Source organism: Erwinia sp. B116 (assembly GCF_002865965.1).
Lineage (GTDB): Bacteria > Pseudomonadota > Gammaproteobacteria > Enterobacterales > Enterobacteriaceae > Erwinia.
In genome coordinates, this window is sequence record NZ_JRZZ01000015.1 from 13820 (window position 1) to 31648 (window position 17829).

Sequence of the window (17829 nt, forward strand, 5' to 3'; positions counted from 1 at the left end):
GAATTCTGAGGAGACATCAATGTTTGCAGTGATTTTTGGACGCCCTGGCTGCCCTTACTGTGTACGCTCAAAAGAGCTGGCTGAGAAACTGACCGAAGAGCGTGATGACTTTAACTTCCGTTACGTTGATATTCACGCGGAAGGGATTAGCAAAGCTGACCTGGAAAAAACCGTCGGTAAACCGGTTGAAACCGTGCCGCAGATCTTTTTGGACTCAACGCATATTGGTGGGTTTACCGATTTCGAAGCCCATGCCAAAGCCCACCTCGGTCTCTTCCAGTAAATACCCTTCGTCTTTCGCGCTGTAGCTGCGTTGGCTGCGCTCGTTCACCCCGGTCACTGACTGATGTCAGCTCCCGGGGATTCTCTTGCTTGCCGCCTTGCTACAGCACGAAATACTCGGGTATTGATCCGTCTTTAGCGACGTAGCTGCGTTGGCTGCGCTCGTTCACCCCGGTCACTGACTGATGTCAGCTCCCGGGGATTCTCTCGCTTGCCGCCTTGCCCCTATCCCCTACTGATGTTGCTGGTGGTGCAGGCTGGTGAGCGTGCGCCACAGCATCACGCCGAGCGTGCCGGAACCGCACCAGAAGACCGCGCTGCTGATCAGGGCGATCTCCTGGCCCAGGCCCATGCTGTGAAACACGCTGAGCTGCATCAGCGCCAGGCAGGGAGGAGATGCCAGCAGCATCGCCAGCAGCAGCACGGTGAGCGGCGCGTCTCTTGACATCAGCGCGGCCAGTGCGCCAGGCAGGATTAACAGCAGCAGACCGAGTTGAGCGTGGCCATCACCGCTGACGGCAATCAGATAGCGGATCGCCAGAAACAGCACGCCGTACAGGGAACTGCAGGCAATCACGCCTGACCACTTAATGTCTTCTAACCTCATAGAATTTTCTCCAGGTTATTTTTAACCCAATTCAATTCAACGCCCGCAACGGCCTGACAGATTGTTACAATAATGATTTTGTTTTATACAATAAGGCATAATTCAGGCACGGTGCAGACTGGCTGAAAGGGAGCAGAGCGATTAAAATAGTCCCTGTTTAGCGCTGGTGACCAATCGGTATTAACCCGTATCCCACCGTCTGTGCTGGCGGCTAAATTTATCCCATAAACCGCTTCTCATCAATAGCTTACTGGTAAACAAGAAGTTAAACCGTGAATATAAACGTCGCAGATTTGTTAAGTAATAATTACATTCTGTTGTTATTTGTCGTACTGGCTTTGGGGCTCTGTTTAGGAAAAATTCGGTTGGGACCTGTTCAACTGGGTAATTCTATTGGTGTTTTGGTTGTTTCTCTGCTGCTCGGCCAGCAGCATTTTGCGATTAATACCGAGGCGTTAAACCTCGGCTTTATGTTATTTATTTTTTGCGTCGGCGTCGAAGCCGGGCCGAACTTTTTCTCGATCTTCTTCCGCGACGGAAAAAACTACCTGATGCTGGCGATCGTGATGGTGACCAGCGCCATGACGCTGGCGCTGGGGCTGGGCAAGCTGTTTGGCTGGGATATCGGCCTGACCGCCGGCATGCTGGCCGGGGCGATGACCTCCACCCCGGTGCTGGTCGGGGCCGGGGATACGCTGCGACAAACGCTGCCGCCGGGCAGCAGCCTGAGCCTGGCCCAGGATCACCTGAGCCTCGGCTACGCGCTGACCTACCTGATTGGCCTGGTGAGCCTGATCGTGGCCGCGCGCTATATGCCCAGGCTGCAGCATCAGGACCTGCCCACCAGCGCGCAGCAGATTGCCCGCGAACGCGGCCTCGACCCGGACAGCAAACGTAAAGTCTACCTGCCGGTGATCCGCGCCTACCGCGTCGGCCCGGAGCTGGTGGCCTGGAGCGACGGCAAAAATCTGCGCGAACTGGGTATCTACCGCCAGACCGGCTGCTACATTGAGCGCATCCGCCGTAACGGTATTCTGGCCAGCCCGGACGGCGACGCGGTGCTGCAACCGGGCGATGAGATCTCACTGGTCGGTTATCCTGATGCCCACTCGCGGCTGGACCCCAGCTTCCGCAACGGCAAAGAGGTGTTCGATCGCGACCTGCTGGACATGCGCATCGTCAATGAAGAGATCGTGGTCAAAAATAACAACGCGGTGAACAAACGCCTGAGCCAGCTGAACCTCACCGATCACGGCTGCTTCCTCAACCGGGTGATCCGCAGCCAGATTGAGATGCCGATCGACGACAGCATCATGCTGAACAAGGGTGACGTGCTGCATATCAGCGGCGAAGCCCGCCGCGTGAAGTCGGTGGCGGACCGTATCGGCTTTATCTCCATCCACAGCCAGGTCACCGATCTGCTGGCGTTCTGCGCCTTCTTTATCATCGGCCTGATGATCGGCATGATCACCTTCCAGTTCAGCAGCTTCAGCTTTGGCATCGGCAACGCCGCCGGGCTGCTGTTTGCCGGCATCATGCTCGGCTTCCTGCGCGCCAACCACCCGACGTTCGGCTACATCCCGCAGGGTGCACTGACCATGGTGAAAGAGTTCGGGCTGATGGTGTTTATGGCCGGCGTGGGCTTAAGCGCCGGTAGCGGCATCAGCCACGGCATCGGCGAAACAGGGCTGCTGATGCTCGGCGCCGGGCTGGTGGTCAGCCTGGTGCCGGTGGTAATCTGCTTCCTGTTTGGCGCCTGGGTGCTGAAGATGAACCGCGCGCTGCTGTTCGGCGCGATCATGGGCGCGCGCACCTGCGCCCCGGCGATGGAGATCATCAGCGATACCGCGCGCAGCAACATTCCGGCACTCGGCTATGCAGGAACTTATGCCATTGCTAACGTTTTGCTGACGCTGGCCGGGACGCTGATCGTGATACTCTGGCCGGTTCTGGGTGGCTGAAAATAATTTGACGATTTCAGCGAACTTTCGGCAGGGGTCACAGTCTTAATTAGTGCCACTGCTTTTCTTTGAAATCCCCAAATTGAGGAGCCCGTTAAACTTCTGTTTAACGGGTTTTTTTATGCCTCCGGTAACCCAGCCGTCATCAATCCTCAACACAACTGAAACAAAGACGCGATTTGGGACTGCCCCCCTTTACGTCGCCTGCCGCTAATTTTACCTTAAGCATTTCGTGCTATACCCCCACCTGACAACGACTTTTCGTTGCACAGGGCCTGCACCGACGGGCCTCTGGCGGGTGCGATCGCTTTATGCGCAGGCTATCGATGAGGATTATTTTTTTATGATGGAAGAGTTAAACCGCGGGTTGTTTCTGGCCATTAACGCCAGCGGCGATTCTGCTGCCTGGTTAATCGCCCTGGCCACGTTTATTGCCCGCGACCTGATCGCCATCGTGCCGCTGCTGATTGTCAGCCTGTGGTTGTGGGGGCCGCGCAGCCGGCTGCACTCGCAGCGGGTGCTGGTGGTGAAAACCGCCGTGGCGCTGCTTTACGCACTGGCATTCTCCTGGTGCCTGGCGCAGCTGTTTCCCCACCCGCGGCCGTTTGCCATCGGCCTCGGCCATCAGTTCCTCGACCACGCGCCGGATGACTCGTATCCCAGCGACCACGGAACGGTGATCTTTACTTTCGCCATCGCGTTTATCTGCTGGCACCGCGTCTGGTCCGGCATACTGCTGTTGGTCTGTGGTGCGGCGATCGCCTGGTCACGCGTCTATCTGGGGATTCACTGGCCGCTGGATATGCTCGGCGGACTGCTGGTGGGCATGCTCGCCTGCCTGTTTGCGCAAATTTTCTGGCTGCTGTTTGGCCAGCGCCTGTTGCCCCGCCTGTCTGCGCTATATCGCCTGCTGTTTGCCGTGCCCATTGGCAAGGGCTGGGTACGCGACTGATTTAAACGCAGGCGGGTAAGAATCATCTGCCCGCCTGCCGCTTATTTCCCTTCCCGCCTTTACTGACGCCACGTAAGCCTGTTCCTACCCACTCTGCCTGTTTTGCGCAACCGGAATACTGTTGCCGGCTTACAGACAAATATGTTGCGCAAATGATTAAAAGCGCAACAACCTGCTGCAGGATAAAATTCATAACCTGTTGTAAATTAATATATTATCAGTAAACCCTGTAGTAAAAACACGCAACCCACTCATTATTTCACCATTTAAAAATAGTGAAATTCAGTTTAAACCCCTGTTTTAAAGCCAGTTTAGTGGTCAATTCCCCCTTGTAAGCCAGGGCTGACAGACATTACCCCTAAAAAAGGTGATGAAAGTGTGATTAGGATCACCAGGAGTTATCAAAGCAGCACTTTCTTCTATTTTTTCTGATGGTAGAGTGTGCGCCATTAAATTAGCGCGATTAATAAAAACGGCATTGTCATTGCCCATTCTGATAGCGCGCTGATGGCGTATTTAAAGCCAGATTGATTGCGGACGCGCCGCCTGTCTGAAGGGCAGCAAAACGTCAGCCAGCGGTCTGGCACAGCAATTTACCTTTTCAACACGGGAGAAATCGATGGAATCTTCACAAACGGCGGTGCTCAGCCCGGAGGCAACTCAGGATGCCAGCGGCTGGAACAAGAGCGATACCATGTGGATGCTGGGCCTGTACGGAACCGCTATCGGTGCCGGGGTGCTGTTCCTGCCGATCAACGCCGGCATCGGTGGTCTGATCCCGCTGGTGATCATGGCGCTGCTGGCGTTTCCGATGACCTTCTTCGCCCACCGCGGGCTGTGCCGCTTTGTGCTCTCCGGCCGTAAACCAGGTGAAGACATCACCGAGGTGGTGGAAGAGCATTTTGGCGTCGGTGCCGGTAAGCTGATCACCCTGCTCTACTTCTTCGCCATTTACCCGATTCTGCTGGTGTACAGCGTGGCGATCACCAACACCGTTGAAAGCTTTATGACCCACCAGCTGCATATGCAGGCCCCACCACGGGCGCTGCTGGCGCTGGTGCTGATCGTCGGCCTGATGACCATCGTGCGCTTCGGTAAAGAGATGATCGTGAAGACCATGAGCGTGCTGGTCTATCCGTTTGTGCTGGTGCTGATGGCGCTGGCGCTGTACCTGATCCCGCACTGGAACAGCGCGATTTTCGACAACGTCAGCCTGAGCGGCAGCGGTAAAGGGCTGATGATGACAATGTGGCTGGCGATCCCGGTGATGGTGTTCTCCTTCAACCACTCGCCGATCATCTCCGCTTTTGCGGTGGCAAAACGTGAAGAGTACGGCGACCAGGCAGAGAAGAAATGCTCACGCATCCTGGCGCGCAGCCATATCATGATGGTGCTGACGGTGATGTTCTTCGTGTTCAGCTGCGTGCTGAGCCTGACGCCGGAAAACCTGGCGGAAGCCAAGGCGCAGAATATTTCAATTCTGTCTTACCTGGCTAACCACTTCGATACGCCGCTGATGGCCTGGCTGGCACCGATCATCGCCATGGTGGCAATTACCAAATCCTTCCTCGGCCACTACCTTGGCGCGCGTGAAGGCTTTAACGGTACGGTGAACAAGATGCTGCGCAGCCGCGGCAAGAGCATTACCGAGAGCAAGCTGAACCGCTTTACCGCGCTGTTTATGCTGGTGACCACCTGGATCGTCGCCACGCTGGACCCGAGCATCCTCGGCCTGATCGAGAGCCTGGGCGGCCCGATTATCGCCGTGCTGCTGTTCCTGATGCCGATGTATGCCATTAACAAAGTACCGGCGATGCGCCAGTACAGCGGCAAGCTGAGCAACGTGTTTGTGGTGCTGGTTGGCCTGGTGGCCATCTCTGCAGTGGCCTACACCCTGTTCTGATCCTGACTCGCTCATAAAGAAACCCGGCAATTGTCCTGCACCCCAGAAGTTGGTTAGCCAACTGATTCAGGTGCAGTGCAAAAACGCCGGGTTTTTTTATTGATTAAGCAAACAACGGGTTGTCTGGATTACGCGAACCAGCTGCCAAACCAGCCGTGCAGTTTCATCATCACGAAGTCCCAGATGCGGCTGAAGAAGCCGCCCTCTTTCACCTCTTCCATCACCACCAGCGGCCGCTGCTCCACCGATTTTCCGTCCAGCTGGAAATCAATGGTGCCCACCACCTGATTTTTCGCCAGCGGCGCGGTCAGCTGCGGATCTTTAAGCGTAAAACTGGCCTTCAGATTTTTCAGCTGACCTTTCGGCAACGTTACCGCCGCATCGTTAGCCACTCCGAGGCTGACTTCGCTGCGGTCACCAAACCAGACGCGCTGGGTGGTAAAGGGTTTATCGGCCTTAATCGGCGTCACGGTCTCATAGAAGCGGAAGCCCCAGGTGAGCAGCTTTTCGCTTTCACGGAAGCGAATGGCGTCCGTGGCGGTGCCCAGCACCACCGAGATCAGACGCATATCGCCGTCCACCGCCGAGGCTACCAGGTTATTGCCGGCACCGGAGGTGTGGCCGGTTTTAATGCCGTCAACCTGCAGATTGGTGCTCCACAGCAGGCGGTTGCGGTTGTACTGGCGGATTTTGTTAAAGGTGAACTCTTTCTCTTTATTCAGCGCGTACTCGTCCGGCACGTCGCGGATCAGCGCCTGGCCGATCAGCGCCATATCGCGCGCGGTGCTGTACTGACCTTCTGAATCCAGCCCGTGCACGGTTTTAAACTGGGTATTCTGCAGGCCCCAGGCCTTGACGTAGTTGTTCATCAGGCTGACAAACGAGTCCTGGCTACCGGCGACGTAGTCCGCCAGCGCAATACTGGCATCGTTACCCGACTGGATGACGATGCCTTTGTTCAGCTCTGAAACCGGAATACGGTCGCCGGGCTTGAGGAACATCAGCGACGACCCTTTCAGCGCCGGGTTACCGGTGGCCCAGGCATCTTTGCCGATGGTGACCAGATCGTCGTTGTTAATTTTGCCGCTTTTCAGCGCCTGGCCGATGACGTAGCTGGTCATCATTTTGGTCAGACTTGCCGGGTCAAGACGCTGATCGGCGTTCGATTCGGTTAACACCTTACCGCTGTGATAGTCGATCAGCACCCAGGCTTTGGCGTCGACCTGCGGCGCGGCAGGTGCCTGCTCAGCGTAAGCGGTGGAGAGGGTTAACAGTAGCGTTGAGGTGGTGGCCAGCACGGTGAGGCTGGTTAGCAGGCGCGTTTTCTTCATGGCGGGACCGGGTATCCATTTGAAAGACATTTAGTGGTGAAGCGTAATCTGACGATTAACCGTCCTACACTAAGGCGTTACGACGTTAAATTGAACCGCAGAACCGTAAAGTTTTCTAAAGTTTATAAGAGGATCGCCTGGTCTGCCGCCTGAGTCGCCGTTTTTTTGCACGGATAACGCCGGTAAGGGCGCGCTGAAGGATTTTTCCTGGCAAAAAGGTTATGACTGTCACAAAAATCCGTTAGGCTGCCGCCAGTCCCCTACCGGAGTAAAAAAATGGATTTAGCCCTGTTCGACCTCGACGAAACCCTGATCAGCGATGACACCACCAGCCTGTGGCTGCGCTGGCTGGTCTCCGAAGGCTTCGCCCCGCCCGGCCTGCTGGATGAAGAGCGGGTGCTGATGGAGCACTACTATCAGGGGTGCCTGTCGATGGAAGACTATATGCGTACCACGTTAGCCCCGCTGGCCGGGCTGGCAACCCGCACCGTGGACGGCTGGATCGGCCGGTTTATTCAGCGCGATATCCTGCCCCGCGTCTATCCTCAGGCCCGCGAGCGGCTTGAGTGGCACCGCCAGCGCGGTGACCTGATCCTGGTGATCTCCGCCAGCGGTGAACAGCTGGTCAACCCGATCGCCGCGGCGCTGGGTGCCGACGTGGCGCTGGCGGTCGGCGTGTCGATCGTCGATGAACGCTACAGCGGCGGCATTTTCGGCACCATCACCTACCAGCAGGGTAAACTGACCCGTCTGGCGGAGTGGCAGGCGGAACAGCCTCACCTATTCGATAAAACCTGGGCCTACAGCGACTCGATAAACGACGCGCCGATGCTGGCGCACGCCGACCACGCGTGGGTGATTAACCCCGCGCCACCGCTGCACGCGCTGGCAGAACAGCACGGCTGGGAAGTGCATCGCTGGGTGAGATAAAAGAGCCCGCAATCAGGGCGCCAGTCCCACCTTCAGCAGCCTGCCGTTAGCCTCATCGGTCAGCACGTACAACCAGCCGTCGGGGCCGCTGCGCACGTCGCGGATGCGCTCGCCGCGGTCGCCCAGCAGCCGCTGCTCATCCACCACCCGGTCGCCGTTCAGCGTCAGGCGGATCAGGTTTTTCTCCTTCAGCGCGCCGATAAACAGCGAGTTTTTCCACTGCGGGAAGCGCGCGCTGTTATAGAACGCCATGCCGCTGAGCGCCGGGGAGACCGGCCAGTACTTGATCGGCTGCTCGGTGCCCTTCACCTCTCCCCCCTGCGAGCCCGGTACCTTGTCGCCGCCGTAGTCAATGCCCCAGGTCGCCAGCGGCCAGCCGTAGTTATGGCCCTTACGCGGGATATTCAGCTCATCGCCGCCGCGCGGCCCGTGTTCGCTCTCCCAGATTTCATGCGTCCACGGATTAAGCGCAATACCCTGCGGGTTGCGCATTCCCCAGCTCCAGATCTCTGGTCGGGCGTCCTTACGCCCGACCAGCGGATTGTCCTCAGGCACCGAACCATCGGCCTTCAGACGCACAATTTTCCCCTGCAGCGCGTTGAGATCCTGCGCTTTCTCCGCGTGGAAGTTATCGCCGAAGGTGATAAACAGGTCGCCGTTACGGTCAAAGGCCAGCCTTGAACCGAGATTCGCGCCGGAGGAGAGGCCCGGCTGGCGCAGCACCTCGCGGAAGTCGCGCAGCTGGCGATGATCTTCACTCAGCGTACCGTAGCCCACCGCCGCCCCTGCGCCCTGCTCGCCCTTCAGCGTGTAGCTGAGCCAGACGCGGCGGCTGCTGGCAAAGTCAGGCGCCGGTACCACGTCGAGCAGCCCGCCCTGGCGCTGCGCCCACACCTGCGGCACCCCGCTAATCGGCGCAGAGAGGGCGTGGCCCGGCTGCCACCAGCGCAGCTGACCGGAACGTTCGGTGATCAGCATCCCCTGATTGTCAGGCAGAAATGCCAGCGACCACGGGTGATCGAGCCCGTCCAGCAGCTCTTCAACCTTGACGTTATCGGCCCGCGCGCCGCTGACGCTAAGCAGCACGGCAGAGGCACTGAACAGAATGGCAGCAAGCCGCATAAAAATTCTCCAGAAAAAAGGGGGGCTTGCTAAATTTAGCGAATGACCGGCAGAACGCGGCGTTTTTTACAAAAGCTTAAGTTCGGCTGTTCAGCTTATGGCTCAGCTTTTCAGCTTCGGATCCAGCGCGTCGCGCAGGCCATCGCCGAGCAGGTTAAACGCCAGTACGGTGAGGAAGATGGCCAGGCTGGGGAACACCGCCACGTGGGGGGCCATCACCATATCGGCCTGCGCCGCGTTAAGCATCGCTCCCCACTCCGGGGTCGGCGGCTGCGCGCCCAGCCCGAGAAAAGAGAGGCTGGCCGCCGAAATGATCGAGGTGCCGATGCGCATGGTGAAGTAGACCACGATCGACGAGAGCGTGCCGGGCAGGATATGGCGAAAAATGATGGTGCCGTCACCGGCACCGATGCTGCGCGCCGACTCGATAAAGGTCTGATGCTTCAGCACCAGGGTGTTACCGCGCACCAGGCGGGCAAAGGCCGGGATGCTGAAGATCGCCACCGCCACCACCACGTTGCCCATACCGTTGCCCATGATGGCCACCACGGCAATCGCCAGCAAAATGCCGGGAAAGGCAAACAGCACGTCACAGATGCGCATCACGATGCGGTCCCACCAGCCCTCATAGTAGCCCGCCAGCAGCCCCAGCAGCGTGCCGATGGCGGCACCGACGGCCACTGAGAAGAAGCCGGCGATCAGCGACAGCCGGGTACCAACCAGCACCCGGCTGAAAATATCGCGCCCCAGCGCGTCCACGCCAAACCAGTGCAGCGCCGAGGGCCCCTCGTTCAGCCGATCGTAGTCAAAGTAGTTTTCGGCATCAAAGGGGGCCAGCTGCGGGGCGAACAGCGCCACCAGCAGCAGCAGCAGCACAAAGCCGGCCGCGGCCAGCGCTACAGGCTGACGGCGAAAGCGCCGCCAGAATTCACGCCAGGGCGTACGAATCCGATCCCGTTCCAGAACCGGCATCGTGGAGAGCGCAGCGTCGCGCCGCCAGTTGATCATCATCTGCCCTTATTTATAACGAATCGTCGGGTTGATCGCCGCGTACAGCATATCAACCGCCAGGTTAATCAGAATAAACTCCAGTGAAAACAGCAGCACTTCCGCCTGTATCACCGGGTAATCACGCATTTCCACCGAGTCGACCAGCAGCCGTCCGAGCCCCGGCCAGTTAAACACCACCTCGACCACGATCGAGCCGCCGAGCAGGAAACCAAACTGCAGGCCCATCATGGTCACCACCGGGATCATCGCGTTGCGCAGGCCGTGTTTGAGAACCACCAGCGACTCGCGCACCCCTTTGGCGCGGGCGGTACGGATATAGTCCTCCTGCAGCACGTCGACAAACGAGGCGCGGGTAAAGCGCGCCATTACCGCCGCCACCGCGGCACCGAGGGTCATCGAAGGCAGGATATAGTGCAGCCAGCTGTCGGCACCGACGGTCGGTAACCAGCCCAGTTCAACGGAGAACACCTGCATCAGCAGGATCCCCAGCGCAAACGCCGGAAAGGAGATACCGGACACGGCCAGCGCCATCCCCAGCCGGTCGGGCCAGCGGTTGCGCCACACCGCCGAGCTGATGCCGATAGCCATTCCAAATACCACCGACCAGCCCATGCTGCACAGCGTCAGCCACAGCGTCGGCAGAAAGCGCAACGCGATCTCTTCGGAAACCGGCCGCTTAGAGACCATCGACTGGCCAAAATCGCCCTGCAGCGCGTGGGTAATATAGCGCCAGAACTGCTGCGGCAGCGGCAGATCCAGCCCCAGCTGCTGACGCACCATTGCCACCACCGTCGCATCAGCTTCCCGCCCGGCGATCAGCCGCGCCGGATCGCCGGGCAGCAGGTGGACAAACAGAAACACCACCACCGCCACGATCAGCAGCGTGGGGATCAGGCCCAGTAAGCGTTTTAGAAAATAGTTAAGCATGCTTTTCCCTGCGCCCCCCTGCGCCCCCCTGCGGGGGCGCGTTAAGCTCTGTTATTTCAGATCGGCATCATCAAAGCTGAACGAGGTGTCCGGCATCATGTAAAAACCGCTGAGGTTTTTGCTGTTCGCCGAGACCAGTTTCTCCACCACCAGCGGTGCCCACGGGCGATCGTTCCAGATGCGGTCCTGCGCATCCTTATACAGCGCGGCTTTTTTCGCGCCGTCGGTGGTGTTCAGCGCGTCGGTCAGGTCTTTATCCACCTGCGGATTGCTGTAGAAGGCGGTGTTAAAGATGGCTGGCGGCCAGGACTGGGTGGCAAACAGCGGCGTCAGCGCCCAGTTGGCTTCACCGGTCGAGGCGGACCAGCCGGTGTAGAACATACGGACTCCGCTCTCTTTCTGCCCCTTCTCTTCCACCTGTGCGGCGCGCTGACCTGCGTCCATCGCCGTCAGTTCGACCTTAATGCCCACCTGCGCCAGCTGCTGCTGGGTAAACTGCAGCACCTTCTGCGCGGTGCTGTGGTTGTGTGACGACCACAGCGCGGTGGTAAAGCCGTTCGGGTAGCCCGCTTCCTTCAGCAGCTCGCGCGCTTTCGCTGGGTTGTACTCAAGGGCCGGATAGCTTTGCGCATACTGAATCGACGGCGGCACAATGCCGGTGGCCGGCGTGGCGTAACCGGCAAAGGCCACCTTCACCAGCGCCTCACGGTTAATCGCGTAGTTAATCGCCTCACGCACCTTCGGGTTGTCAAACGGCTTCTGGGTGACGTTAAAGCTGATATAGCGCTGCATGATTGACGGTGAGGTCACCAGATCAACCTTGCTGTTTTTTTCCAGCAGCTTCGCCTGCTCAAACGGGATCGGGAAAGCAAAGTTGGCCTCACCGGTCTGCAGCATCGCCGAGCGGGTGTTGTTGTCCACCACCGGACGCCAGGTAATGCTGTCCAGCTTCGGATAGCCCGGCTTCCAGTAGCCGGCGAATTTCTTCACCTTCACAAAATCGGTCTGATTCCAGGTGACGAACTCATAGGGGCCGGTGCCCACCGGGTGGAAGCCGATATCCTTGCCGTACTTTTTCAGCGCATCCGGCGAAATCATCGCCGCCACCGGGCTGGCAAGGGTGTTGATAAACGCCGAGAACGGTGCCTTCAGGGTAATTTTTACCGTATGCTCATCGACCACGCTGGTGCCGGCCACCGGGCGGAACAGGTTGCCGCGCTTCAGGTGGTTGTCCGGCGCGCTTGCGCGATCGAGGTTGGCCTTGACCGCCGCCGCGTTGAAATCGGTGCCGTCCTGGAATTTCACCCCCTGACGCAGCTTAATGGTGTAGTTCAGCCCGTCGTCGCTGACCTGATAGCTCTCGGCCAGCACGTTCTGCAGCTTCATCTCTTTGTCGAAGCCAAACAGCCCCTGATAGAAGGATTTAGCCACCGCCTGCGACAGGGTGTCGTTGGCATCGTACGGGTCCAGCGTGGTGAAATTCGAGCCGACCGCCACGGTAATATCTTTCGCCGCCCAGGCCGGTACGGCAGCCATGCTGCCGAGCAGACCGGCGGTTAACAGCCATTTACGCGAGTGATTCATCATATCTCAGTCCTTTAGTATCGTTATGCTCAAATTTTATGCGCGGCTGATGGTGTGCCGGGCAACAAAGTGGCCGGCGCTGACCTCAACCAGCGGTGCCACCAGCGGCTCATCCCCCGGCGCGCGCAGCGGGCTGGGGATCTCATCCACCAGCAGCGCCCGCTCGCGCCGCCGCTGGCCGGGACAGGCGACCGGCACGGCGGCCATCAGTTTACGGGTGTAGGGGTGCTGCGGATTCTCGAACACCGCCTGGCGCGGCCCCATCTCGACGATCTGGCCGAGGTACATCACCGCCACCCGGTGGCTGATGCGTTCCACCACCGCCATATCATGCGAGATAAACAGGTAAGCGATGCCGTCTTCGCGCTGCAGGTCGAGCAGCAGGTTGATGATCTGCGCGCGGATCGAGACGTCCAGCGCCGAGACCGACTCATCGGCGATCACCACCTTCGGCTTCAGCGCCAGCGCGCGGGCGATACAGATCCGCTGCCGCTGACCGCCGGAAAACTCGTGCGGGTAGCGCTGCGCGTGCTCCGGCAGCAGCCCGACCCGCTCCAGCAGGGCCGCCACCCGCTGCTGCGCCTCACGGCCGCGGGCGATGCCGTGGATCAGCAGCGGCTCCATAATCGAAAAACCGACCGTCTGCCGCGGGTCGAGCGATGCGTAAGGATCCTGGAAGATAAACTGGATATCGCGCCGCAGGTGCGACAGCGCCGCACCTTTAAGCTGGTCAACGCGCTGGCCGTTAAAGGTGATGGTGCCGTGCTGGCTCTCGACCAGCCGCAGCAGCGCGCGGCCGGTGGTCGACTTGCCGCTGCCGGACTCGCCGACCAGCGCCAGCGTCTCACCGGGCCAGAGATCGAAGCTGACCTTCTCCACCGCGTGTACGCGGCGGGTCACGCGATTAAGCAGCCCGCTGCGCAGGTCAAAGCGGGTGGTCAGGTTAGCCACCTGCAGCACCGGCGGCACGCCAGGCACCACCGTATCCTGCGGCGTCTCGTCGCCGCGCTGGCCGTTTTCGACCAGCGGGAACTTCGCCGGCAGCGGTCGTCCGGCCATTTCACCCAGCGTCGGCACCGCCGCCAGCAGCGCCCGGGTATAGGGCTGCTGCGGGCGGGAGAAGATCGCCTCCACGCTGCCGGTTTCAACCACGTCGCCGCGCAGCATCACCTGCACGCGATCGGCCATCTCCGCCACCACCCCCATATCGTGGGTGATAAAGATCACCGCCATCTGCATCTCTTTCTGCAGCACGCGGATCAGCTGCAGGATCTGCGCCTGAATGGTGACGTCCAGCGCGGTGGTCGGTTCGTCAGCGATCAGCAGCGCCGGGCGGCAGGAGAGCGCCATGGCGATCATCACCCGCTGACGCATGCCGCCGGAGAGCTGGTGCGGATAGCGGGTCAGCACGTTGTTTGCGTCGGGAATGCGCACCAGATCGAGCATCCGCCGCGCCTCGTGCAGCGCCTGCTGATGGCTTTTGCCCTGGTGCAGGCGGATCGATTCGGCGATCTGTTCGCCGACCGGGAACACCGGGTTCAGCGAGGTCATCGGCTCCTGGAAGATCATTGCGATATCGGCACCGCGCAGGCTGCGCATCTGCTGCTGCGGCAGGCGGGCCAGATCGACGCGCGGCTGGCCGGGGCGCGACAGCCAGATTTCACCGCTGTCGATGCGTCCGCCGCCCTGTTCGATCAGCCGCATCAGCGCCAGCGAGGTGACCGACTTGCCGGAGCCGGACTCGCCGACGATGGCCAGCGTTTCGCCCTGGCAGACGCTCAGCGACAGGTCGTTAACCGCCTGGATGCGCTGCTGCTGGTGCTGAAAGCTGACGCTGAGGTTGTTGACCTCCAGCACCGGGATGCGCGGGGGCTGAACGTCGCTCATTGCGCGTCCTCAGCGTAGATCGCCACGCGAGGGGCGTCACCGACCACGCCGTAACCGCGATACATACCTTCGCTGTTAAACGGCAGCACCACGTTCCCCTCGCGATCGATGGCGATCAGTCCGCCGCTGCCGCCGAGTTGCACAATTTTTTCATCTATCAGACGGGCTGCGGCCTGGCGCAGCGACAATCCGCCGTAACGCATCTGCGCATCGAGATCGTAAGCGGCCAGCGTGCGGATAAACACTTCGCCGGTGCCGGTGCAGGAAACGGCCACGCCGTCGCTGGCGTAGCAGCCGGCCCCCGGCAGCGGCGAGTCGCCGATCCGGCCGGGCTGTTTGTTGGTCATGCCGCCGGTCGAGGTCGCCGCCGCCAGGTGGCCTGCGGCATCCAGCGCCACCGCCCCGACGGTGCCAAATTTACGATCCGGGTCGAGCGGGTCACCTGCTGCGGCATCGTGATCGAGCAGGGTCTGGCCGCTGGCCTGCGCCCGCGTCAGCTGCGCCCGCCGTTCAGGGGTGGAGAAGAAGCCCGGTTCAACCAGCGCCAGGCCATGACTGGCCGCAAACGATTCCGCGCCCGCGCCGCAGAACAGCACGTGCGGGCTGTGCTGCAGCACCGCGCGCGCCGCCAGCACCGGGTTGCGCACCCGCGAGACCGACGCCACCGCGCCGGCCTGCAGCGTGTGGCCCTCCATTACGCAGGCGTCCAGCTCGTGAGTTGCCGCGGCGGTAAACACCGAGCCGCGCCCGGCGTTGAACAACGGGCACTCTTCCAGCTGACGCACCGCCTCGGTCACCACCTCCAGCGCGCTGGCACCGTCGGCCAGCAGCAGCTGGCCGCTGGCGATAACGTCGCGCAACGCACGGCGGTAGCGTAGCTCTGTTTCAGCATCGAGGCTGGCGCGGGCAATCGCGCCCGCTCCGCCGTGAATGGCAATCGTAGCTTTGACCATAAGTCCCTGTCCCGTTCAGCAAATCAGCTGTCAAAACACTGAGTTAGCTTTTTTTGACTTGAAAAAATCCATTTTTGAATATAGGTAGACCGCCAGGGGATGTAAAGAAGAAACGTGGTTCCCTGATAATAACTTATGGTTCTAACATAGATATATGTCTCACTTTTCCCGCCCGCCCCGCCGTGCTGCGGACCGGGACAACAGGTGACCGGCAGCCGGATTAGCGCCATAATAACGGCAACTTATGCATGCCGTGCCCGCCGCGCACGCCCGTGGAGATATTATGGAACCCTTTACCGCCGGCCTGATCTCGTTCGAACAGGCCCTCGATACCCTGCTGGCACGCATCACGCCGCTGCAGGACGCTGAAACCCTGCCGCTGCCCGCCGCCGCCGGACGCATCGCAGCCCGTCCTGTCACCTCTCCAATCGACGTACCGCCGTTTGATAACTCGGCGATGGACGGTTACGCGCTGCGCATGGCCGACCTGACGGGCGCGCCGCTGCCGGTGGCCGGCACCGTGCTGGCCGGTGCCCCCTGGCAGGGCGAGTGGCCGACGGGCAGCTGCCTGCGCATTATGACCGGCGCACCAATCCCACCGGGCTGTGAGGTGGTAGTGATGCAGGAGCAGACGCAGCAGCAGGAAGAGAGGATGATCCTCACCGCGGCGGTGAGCGCCGGGCAGAACATTCGCCGCGCGGGGGAAGATATCCGTCAGGGCAACGTGGTACTGCAGGCCGGACAACGCCTCGGCCCGGCCGAGCTGCCGCTGCTGGCCTCGCTGGGCGTTGCCGACGTCGCGGTGGTCAGGCCGCTGCGGGTGGCGATCCTCTCCACCGGCGACGAATTGCAGTCGCCGGGCCAGCCGCTGGCACCCGGACAGATCTACGATACCAACCGCTTTGCGGTACATCTGATGCTGAACAAGCTCGGCTGCGAGGTCATCGACCTCGGGATTATTCGCGACGACCCCGCCGCGCTGCGCGCTGCCTTTATCGAGGCCGATACCGTCGCCGACGTGGTGATCAGCAGCGGCGGCGTCTCGGTGGGCGTCGCCGACTATACCCGGCAGATGCTCGAGGAGCTGGGAGAGGTCGCCTTCTGGAAGCTGGCGATCAAACCCGGCAAACCCTTCGCCTTCGGGCGTCTGGCCAACAGCTGGTTCTGCGGCCTGCCGGGCAATCCGGTCTCCGCCGTGCTGACCTTCTACCAGCTGGTGCAGCCGCTGCTGGCGAAACTGGCCGGGCAGCAGGGGGCGGCGCTGCCGCCGCGCCAGCGGGTGCGCGCCTCCGGCCCGCTGAAAAAATCCCCCGGCCGCCTCGACTTCCAGCGCGGCGTCCTGTCGCGGGCGGAGGACGGCTCGCTGCAGGTGGCCAGCAGCGGCCATCAGGGCTCGCACGTGTTCAGCTCTTACCAGCATGCCAACTGTTTTATCGTGCTGGAGCGCGAACGCGGCAACGTGGAGGCGGGCGAGTGGGTTGAGGTGGAACCGTTCAACGCCCTGCTGGAGAGCTGAATGCACGCGGAACTGAATGACGAAGAGATGCTGCGCTACAACCGCCAGATCGTACTGCGCGGGTTTGACTTTGACGGCCAGGAACGGCTGAAGGCCGCCAGGGTGCTGGTGGTCGGGCTGGGCGGGCTGGGTTCAGCCGCCAGCCAGTACCTGGCCGCCGCCGGGGTCGGTCATCTGACCCTGCTGGATTTTGACCGGGTGTCGCTCTCCAACCTGCAGCGCCAGGTGCTGCACGGCGAGGCGCAGTTGGGGATGGCAAAGGTCGAGTCCGCCCGCCAGCGGCTGCAGGCGATCAATTCGCAGGTCGGTTATCGCGCGCTGGACGCGCGGCTGAGCGAAACGGAACTGGCCGCGCTGGTTAACGATCATCATCTGGTGGTCGACTGCTGCGACAACGTCGCCACCCGCGAACGACTTAACCGCGTCTGCTTTGCCAGCAAAACGCCGCTGGTCTCCGGCGCGGCGATCCGTATGGAGGGGCAAATCAGCGTGTTTCGCTGGGGTGACGACGAGCCCTGCTACCGCTGCCTGAGCCGCCTGTTTGGTGATGCCACCCTGAGCTGCGTCGAAGCCGGGGTAATGGCCCCGCTGGTCGGGGTGATCGGCTCGCTGCAGGCGATGGAAGCGATCCGCGTGCTCAGCGATTACGGCAGCACGGTCGCCGGCCAGCTGCTGCTGTACGACGCCATGACCCTGCAGTTCCGCACGCTGAAGGTGGCGAAAGACCCCGGCTGCGACGTGTGTTCGGCCCCACGATAGCGTGATGGCCGCGACGATTTACAGGATACCTGGCAGGAAAAACAAAGGGTTCGGCACAGCCAGGCTATAGTTAAACCATCACCCCGGCCGAGGAGGCGCAGCTG

Annotated in this window: 15 protein-coding genes; 7 read left to right on the plus strand and 8 right to left on the minus strand. The window is 60.8% G+C overall.

What is annotated here, in order from left to right; genetic code table 11:
- Positions 1–19: 19 nt before the first annotated feature.
- On the plus strand, positions 20–283 hold the full coding sequence (locus tag NV64_RS12205) for a GrxA family glutaredoxin (protein WP_101506017.1): 264 nt from the start codon (positions 20–22) through the stop codon (positions 281–283).
- A 231-nt stretch (positions 284–514) separates the two neighbouring features.
- Here NV64_RS12205 and ybjM read toward each other — a convergent pair whose 3' ends face one another.
- Positions 515–889 (minus strand): inner membrane protein YbjM, encoded by a 375-nt coding sequence (ybjM, locus tag NV64_RS12210; protein WP_056236957.1) that lies wholly within the window; start codon positions 887–889, stop codon positions 515–517.
- A gap of 272 nt (positions 890–1161) precedes the next feature.
- Here ybjM and NV64_RS12215 point away from each other — a divergent pair, with 272 nt between their 5' ends.
- The 3 genes from NV64_RS12215 to NV64_RS12225 all read left to right on the plus strand — a co-directional run bounded on the left by NV64_RS12215 (position 1162) and on the right by NV64_RS12225 (position 5705).
- Complete coding sequence (locus tag NV64_RS12215) at positions 1162–2850, plus strand: aspartate:alanine antiporter (RefSeq protein ID WP_056236959.1); 1689 nt, start codon at positions 1162–1164, stop codon at positions 2848–2850.
- Between the two features lie 346 nt (positions 2851–3196).
- The gene (gene ybjG / locus NV64_RS12220; protein WP_101506047.1) at positions 3197–3802 is read left to right on the plus strand and encodes an undecaprenyl-diphosphate phosphatase; all 606 of its coding nucleotides are present in this window, start codon (positions 3197–3199) and stop codon (positions 3800–3802) included.
- A 619-nt stretch (positions 3803–4421) separates the two neighbouring features.
- Positions 4422–5705, plus strand: a complete 1284-nt coding sequence (locus NV64_RS12225) for an HAAAP family serine/threonine permease (RefSeq protein ID WP_056236960.1) — start codon at positions 4422–4424, stop codon at positions 5703–5705.
- A gap of 128 nt (positions 5706–5833) precedes the next feature.
- Here the strand turns inward: NV64_RS12225 and NV64_RS12230 are convergent, their stop codons facing one another.
- Positions 5834–7036 carry a serine hydrolase gene (locus tag NV64_RS12230; protein WP_056236962.1) on the minus strand — a complete coding sequence of 401 codons (1203 nt, stop codon included), beginning with the start codon at positions 7034–7036 and terminating at the stop codon, positions 5834–5836.
- Between the two features lie 276 nt (positions 7037–7312).
- Here NV64_RS12230 and NV64_RS12235 point away from each other — a divergent pair, with 276 nt between their 5' ends.
- The gene (locus NV64_RS12235; RefSeq protein ID WP_101506018.1) at positions 7313–7966 is read left to right on the plus strand and encodes an HAD family phosphatase; all 654 of its coding nucleotides are present in this window, start codon (positions 7313–7315) and stop codon (positions 7964–7966) included.
- Positions 7967–7978: 12 nt separating this feature from the next.
- Here the strand turns inward: NV64_RS12235 and NV64_RS12240 are convergent, their stop codons facing one another.
- The 6 genes from NV64_RS12240 to NV64_RS12265 form a co-directional block, all read right to left on the minus strand.
- Complete coding sequence (locus NV64_RS12240) at positions 7979–9088, minus strand: PQQ-dependent sugar dehydrogenase (protein ID WP_056236965.1); 1110 nt, start codon at positions 9086–9088, stop codon at positions 7979–7981.
- Between the two features lie 102 nt (positions 9089–9190).
- A complete protein-coding gene (gsiD, locus tag NV64_RS12245; RefSeq protein WP_056237184.1) occupies positions 9191–10096 on the minus strand; it encodes a glutathione ABC transporter permease GsiD in 906 nt (301 codons plus the stop codon).
- Positions 10097–10105: 9 nt separating this feature from the next.
- A complete protein-coding gene (gene gsiC, locus NV64_RS12250) occupies positions 10106–11026 on the minus strand; it encodes a glutathione ABC transporter permease GsiC (protein WP_056236967.1) in 921 nt (306 codons plus the stop codon).
- 51 nt (positions 11027–11077) lie between these two features.
- A complete protein-coding gene (gene gsiB, locus NV64_RS12255) occupies positions 11078–12613 on the minus strand; it encodes a glutathione ABC transporter substrate-binding protein GsiB (RefSeq protein WP_199177658.1) in 1536 nt (511 codons plus the stop codon).
- A 33-nt stretch (positions 12614–12646) separates the two neighbouring features.
- On the minus strand, positions 12647–14497 hold the full coding sequence (gene gsiA / locus NV64_RS12260) for a glutathione ABC transporter ATP-binding protein GsiA (RefSeq protein ID WP_101506019.1): 1851 nt from the start codon (positions 14495–14497) through the stop codon (positions 12647–12649).
- Entirely contained in the window at positions 14494–15450 is a 957-nt protein-coding gene (locus tag NV64_RS12265) for an isoaspartyl peptidase/L-asparaginase (RefSeq protein ID WP_101506020.1), read from the minus strand. Before NV64_RS12265 ends, gsiA begins: the two co-directional genes overlap by 4 nt.
- Positions 15451–15733: 283 nt before the next feature.
- Between NV64_RS12265 and moeA the strand changes: the two genes are divergently transcribed.
- Entirely contained in the window at positions 15734–16966 is a 1233-nt protein-coding gene (gene moeA / locus NV64_RS12270) for a molybdopterin molybdotransferase MoeA (RefSeq protein WP_056237188.1), read from the plus strand.
- On the plus strand, positions 16967–17725 hold the full coding sequence (moeB, locus tag NV64_RS12275; RefSeq protein ID WP_056236972.1) for a molybdopterin-synthase adenylyltransferase MoeB: 759 nt from the start codon (positions 16967–16969) through the stop codon (positions 17723–17725).
- Positions 17726–17829: the final 104 nt, after the last annotated feature.